Consider the following 6,568-nt stretch of genomic DNA (forward strand, 5'->3'; position numbering starts at 1 on the left):
AAAAACCTGTACATCTTTTCAATGTACAGGCTTCTTTTCTCTTGTCTCTTTCTTCTTTTTTCTAAAACTAGTGACTCAAGGCTGCGAAGAAATCATTTCCTTTATCATCGGTGATAATGAAAGCGGGGAAGTCTTTGACTTCGATTTTGCGCACGGCTTCCATGCCTAATTCTTCAAAATCAACCACCTCAACCGATACGATATTTTCTTTGGCTAGAATTGCAGCCGGACCACCGATCGAACCCAAATAGAAGCCGCCGTAGGTGTTGCACGCATTCATAACTTCTTTGCTGCGATTTCCTTTGGCCAACATAATCATGCTGCCGCCGTGTTTCTGGAATTCTTCCACATACACGTCCATACGACCTGCTGTGGTCGGACCGAAACTTCCTGACGGCATGCCTTGTGGGGTTTTCGCCGGACCCGCATAATACACGGGATGGTTTTTGAAATATTCGGGCATGGGCTGACCTGCATCCAACAATTCTTTGATTTTAGCGTGGGCGATATCACGAGCCACAATCAAGGTTCCGTTTAATTTCAAACGGGTTTTAATTGGGTATTGCGACAACTCTGCTAAGATTTCTTTCATGGGTCGGTTCAAATTCACCACCACCGGCGCTTCCAAATGCGGCGCGGTTGCGGGTAAATATTGCGCAGGGTTGGTTTCCAATTGCTCGAGATAAATCCCGTCTTTGGTAATTTTTCCTTTGATGTTACGGTCGGCAGAACACGAAACGCCCATCCCCACGGGACACGAAGCCGCGTGACGAGGTAAACGAATCACCCGCACGTCATGGGTTAAGTATTTTCCACCAAATTGGGCTCCGATCGAACTCTCTTGACAGATTTGTTGCACGCGTGCTTCCCACTCCAAATCACGGAAGGCCTGACCTGCCATGTTCCCGGAAGTCGGTAGATTATCGTAATAGCCAGCAGAGGCTTTTTTTACAGCGGCTAAGTTGGCTTCTGCGGAGGTTCCACCAATGACAATGGCCAAGTGGTACGGTGGACAAGCAGAAGTTCCTAAATCCATGATTTTCTCGCGGATAAACTCCTCAAGCGACTTTTCATTCAACAACGATTTTGTCTTTTGATATAAGAACGTTTTGTTGGCCGAACCTCCTCCTTTTGCTAAAAACAAAAATTCATAGGAACTTCCTTTTTTGGCATAAATATCGATTTGCGCGGGTAAGTTGGATCCTGAATTTTTCTCCTCAAACATCGAAATCGGCACAATTTGCGAATAGCGTAGGTTACGGTTTTGGTAGGTGTTGAAAATTCCGCGGGACAACCACTCGGCATCATCGGCACCCGTGTAGATATTTTCTCCTTTTTTGGCCATCACGATTGCCGTTCCCGTATCTTGACACGAAGGTAATTCACCACTTACGGCGACCACGGCATTTTGCAATAAATTATGCGCTACGAAACGGTCGTTATCAGTCGCTTCAGGGTCGTCGATGATGTTGCGTAATTTTTGCAAATGCGAAGAACGCAACATAAACGAAACGTCTTTCATTGCTTCTTCCGCCAGCAATTCTAGGCCTTTCGGGTCGACGGTAAGAATTTCGCGGTCGCCCAAAGTATCGACTTTAACATAATCAGAAGTCAATTTTTTATAGGTTGTATCGTCTTTTAAAATCGGATACGGATCTTGGTATAAAAAGTCCATTTTGTGTTGGTGTTTTAGAAACGTAAAAATAGGAAAATGCCCTGAAGCATCCTATTGAAACGAGGGTTTATGTTCAATTTAACATGGTTCTAAATTTAAACCTCAACAACCCATTAACTGCCTTAGCGTATAAAAAACCAACTGGCTACCATAATTGCGGTAATTACACAAATGAAATCTACCAATAACATCGTGGCTAAGGTGTAACGGGTGTTTTTGATGTTAACCGAACCAAAGTAAACAGCGATGACATAGAAGGTAGTTTCGGCGCTACATTGGAAAATACACACCAAGCGACCCGTGAACGAATCGGGACCGAAGTTTTGCATGGCATCAATCATGAATCCGCGAGAACCGCCAGAGCTGAAAGGACGCAGCATGGCAACGGGGAGCGAGTCGGTGATGTCTTTGGCTACCCCAATTTGTGAAAAACCGATAGCAATCCACTGGCTAATGATTTCAAATAATCCACTATTGCGGAAGAACGAAATAGCGACGAGCATGGCCAATACATAAGGGAAAATTTTCACCCCGGTTTGAATACCATTTTTAGAACCCTCTACAAAGGCGTCAAAAATAGTAGTTTCTTTTTCGGTGAATTTTTTTTCATGAATGAACGAAAAGATAAGCGTGGCTCCAATAATGGCGACAAGCATGAGTCCGGACAAATTGGCGGTAAAAAAGCTTTTCCCAATCAAATCCAATCCGTTGATGTAGAATAAAAGTCCGACAATTGCTGCAACCACCGACATAATAGCTACGAGTAAAGTTGCGCTTAAAAAATTGATGCGTTGACGAATACCGACGATTAGTAGAGCGGCCAAAGTACCTATAAAAGAGGTGATGATACAGGGCAACATCACATCGGCGGGGTTGGCGGCATTTTGGGCGGCACGATACCCTATAATGGATGTGGGAATCAAGGTGAGTCCGGCTGCATGCAAACACATAAACATGATCTGCGCATCGCTGGCCTTGTCTTTTTCGGGATTAATTTCTTGTAAAGATTGCATCGCTTTCAGCCCAAAAGGCGTGGCTGCCGAATCGAGTCCGAGAAAATTCGCGGCAAAGTTCAATGTCATATAGGAAATTGACTCATGATTTTTAGGAACGGAAGGGAAAACTTTAGCAAAAAAGGGACTGAGAAGTGTAGCGATTTTTTCTGAAGCACCTGAAACTATGAGCAATTCCATGAGTCCGCAGAAAAACGCCAAATACGCAATCAACGGCAGGATAATATCCATCAAGGTGTTTTTGCAGGTGGGCAGTAAGCCGTCTGACTTTTGCACACCCGAATAGAGTTTTACCGTTTTACTTTTGTACACATAGGTTGTATCTGGATTCAAAGTATCTCGGTCGATTACAATGGTCTTTTCGGGCGCTTTTTCGATGCTATCGCGAATGAACGGAGGTGTGTCATTCAAGTAGCGTTCGGAAATCAATATGGGATCGTCTTTTTTTCCATTCAAAATGGAATCTATGGTATAGGCTTCTCCTGAGAAAAGAGCAAAAACGGTAAAGGCTATTGAAGCAATAAAAATGGTCAACCAAAATCTACTAAGTACCATGTGTTGTAATTTTTTTCAAAATACGGATAAATCTTTGATGTAAAAAAATATCTGCACAATGGATTCATTTTTGCTAAAAAAATCGTAGATAATTAAATAATACAATTTGTTTAATGTTAAAACACTAACAGGTTTGTTATATTTGTCAAAATTAACCAACAAACTGAAATGCTTCTAGCTATGAAAAAAACCTTCATTGCTCTGGCTCTCCTCCTTGGAGGCCTTAATCTATTTGGTCAAACACCCCAAGATGTAGCCGCGATTACAGCTACATACAATATGGATAAGTTAAAAGAGCGACAAGAATATTACCGCCGTTTACAAGCGTCTGAGAAAGAGAAGGCGATTACAGTAGCAAAAATTAATGGCTGGCCTTTAACGATTGAAGGTCCAAACGGATCGTTTTCCGAATTAATGAAACTTACACCCGATGGATACCCGATGTATTTTAGCACGGATAATGTGGCAGCGGCAAGAACTACTCGAACGAATTTCTTGCATTCAGGAGGTGCAATGGGTTTGAATCTTAATGGTGAAAATATGACCGTACGCGTATGGGATGGTGGAACAGTTCGTGCTAGTCACAATGCCTTTGGAGGCCGTGTAACGGTTGTTGATGAACCCGACGGATCGCTTAGTGGTCATGCTACCCATGTTACAGGAACGATGATTGCTACTACCATCCCTAATCAACCTGGTATTAAAGGAATGGCGCACGTGGCCAATGCAAGAACATTCAATTGGACCGATGATGTTTCCGAGGCGCTTTCGGAAGTAGAATTGGGAATGCTTGTTTCAAACCATTCCTATGGTGTACCTATTTCATCAGGTTCGAATATTTTACCCGCTTGGATCATGGGTGCTTATATTTCCGACTCATTCGCTTGGGATGATGTACATTACAATTCGCCTTTCTACCTTCAAGTAGCCTCTGCAGGTAATGAAGGTAACTCAAACGCAAACGCAGATCCTCTTGCCCCTGGTTTTGATAAATTAACCACCAATAAAACCTGCAAAAACAATTTAATAGTAGCTAACTGTCAGGATGTTACTGCTATAAATGGCACAACAGGCGCAATTACAGGAACTATTTCAATTAATTCTAGTAGCAGTCAAGGACCGACAGATGATTTTAGAATCAAACCCGATATTACTGGTAATGGCACTGGTGTAACATCTACAAATAGTACAGGAAATACATCGGTAACTACCTTGTCTGGAACTTCAATGTCTTCGCCTAATGTTGCAGGTACACTTATTCTTTTTCAACAACATTATAAAAATTTATACAACTCCTTCATGCGATCCTCTACATTAAAGGGATTAGCGTGTCACACAGCAGATGATGCAGGTAATGTGGGGCCTGATCCTGTTTTTGGATGGGGATTACTCAATGCCAAACGCGCCGTGGAAACCTTAAATGCCAATGGGTTAACGGCTTGGGTGTCGGAAGAAAATTTAAATCAAGGCCAAACATTTTCGATGACTGTAAATGCGAGTGGAACTACACCGTTGGTCGCTTCAATCACATGGACCGATTTACCGGGGAACATGAACACAAGCACAACACCCAATGAATTCGTTAGAGCTCTAGTAAATGACTTAGACATTCGTATTACGCGTAATGAAACTACTTTTTTCCCTTGGAGGCTAACCAATGATCCTAGCAGCCCTGCTGTAAGAACGGGAGACAATAATGTAGATAATGTGGAATTGGTTCGTATTGATACACCTGCCGCAGGACAATACACTATTACCATTTCGCACAAAGGAACCTTAGTGACGGGAAGTCAAAAGTATTCTTTAATCATCACCGGTTTAAGTTCAACTTTTGCACTCAACTCAACGAGTGGTGATCAATTGTTGTGTGCCAATGAAAATGCATCGTATACCTTCAATTATACACAATCTGGTGGAGGAACAACTTCATTTACAGCCACAGGATTACCTGCCGGAGCATCGGCTTCTTTCAATCCTCCAAGCCGAAATACTTCAGGTGCGGTTACAATGACAATTACAGGGCTAGCCAATGTTACCCCTGGGGAATACTTTGTAGGAATCACAGGAAACAATGGAACAGAAACCGAAACGCGTTTTAAAACCTTACGTATTTTTAATGCCAGTTTCCAGCCATTAACCTTAAATAGTCCATCCAACGGACAAACGGGATTATCGACTTCAGCCGTTTTGCGTTGGAATGCCAACAGCAATGCCGAAACCTATACGGTTCAAGCTTCAACCGACAGCAGTTTTAGCACATTAGCCGTGAATGAAACGACCACATTAAACCGATTTACGGTTACTGGCTTGCAGCAATCTACACGTTATTTTTGGCGTATTATCCCTTCCAACCGTTGTGGAACAGGAATAGCAGCAACAGCAGCAGTGTTCAGTTTTGACACGGGAGTTATCAGTTGTGATCAATCTTTTGAAGCAACCGATTACTCTAACGCCTTCATCGATTCGGTAGCCAATTCAAGTGCAAGTGTCCCGTTGACCATTACAGGAGGCTATACTATTGGCGACATCAATGTCAATGTAAATATCACCCACACCTATATTCAAGACATGACACTTACCTTACAAGGACCCGCATCCATAGGTAGTCCAAGTATTGTACTGATGCGCGAAGCTTGTGGCGACAATGATAATATGGACTGTACTTATGATGATGATGGAAACGATCCGGTTTGTAGTGGGAATCCTTCATTAACCGGTTTGGTGGCTCCTATTGATAGTTTGAGCGCTTTAAACTCCTTGCCTGCCGACGGCGAATGGGTTTTAAACATTAGTGACCCCTGGAATGGTGATGGAGGAACGGTAAATAATTTCAGTATTGACCTTTGTCGTGTTTCACCCGCTTTATCAACGCCTGAAGTTAGTTTAACCCAAGTTCGCGTATTTCCTAACCCGACCAACGAACTTATCAACGTATTGATTCCAAACAGTGTGGAACGCACACAAATTCGCCTCTACGATTTACAAGGACGCGAAGTGGGACAAAAAGAAACCCACGACGAATTGGCGCGCTTGAATGTGCAACATTTGGCTGAAGGTGTATACTTAGTACGAATCGAAAATAGCTTAGGAACTACTTCACAACGTGTGGTTATTAAACGATAATTTGAAAATAACTTACTAAAAGGAAGCCGTCTCAATACTAAAATTTTGAGACGGTTTTTTTATTTGATTAAACTTTCATCAAAAGTTTACTATTTTAAAATGAGTTTAAAATTGCCTTTAAGCTGCAATTTTCTTTCTTAAGTTGTGTGCTAAAGCCATTAATCCGAACTCTAATTCTGTTTTTTCGATTCCTTTTAAAGAA

The 6,568-nt window shown here is 42.3% G+C and carries 3 protein-coding genes; 1 reads left to right on the forward strand and 2 read right to left on the reverse strand.

All coding sequences use genetic code 11. From position 1 onward, the window contains the following. Positions 1-67 precede the first annotated feature (67 nt). The gene (locus O9316_RS05125; protein WP_298205435.1) at positions 68-1,675 is read right to left on the reverse strand and encodes a fumarate hydratase; all 1,608 of its coding nucleotides are present in this window, start codon (positions 1,673-1,675) and stop codon (positions 68-70) included. 122 nt (positions 1,676-1,797) lie between these two features. Beyond that, positions 1,798-3,243: a nucleoside recognition domain-containing protein gene (locus tag O9316_RS05130; RefSeq protein WP_298205436.1), complete on the reverse strand. Its 1,446-nt coding sequence runs from the start codon at positions 3,241-3,243 to the stop codon at positions 1,798-1,800. Positions 3,244-3,423: 180 nt separating this feature from the next. Here O9316_RS05130 and O9316_RS05135 point away from each other — a divergent pair, with 180 nt between their 5' ends. Further along, on the forward strand, positions 3,424-6,366 hold the full coding sequence (locus O9316_RS05135) for a S8 family serine peptidase (protein ID WP_298205437.1): 2,943 nt from the start codon (positions 3,424-3,426) through the stop codon (positions 6,364-6,366). The last annotated feature ends 202 nt before the right edge of the window (positions 6,367-6,568 follow it).

The sequence above is a fragment of the Flavobacterium sp. genome, from assembly GCF_027533505.1.
Lineage (GTDB): Bacteria > Bacteroidota > Bacteroidia > Flavobacteriales > Flavobacteriaceae > Flavobacterium.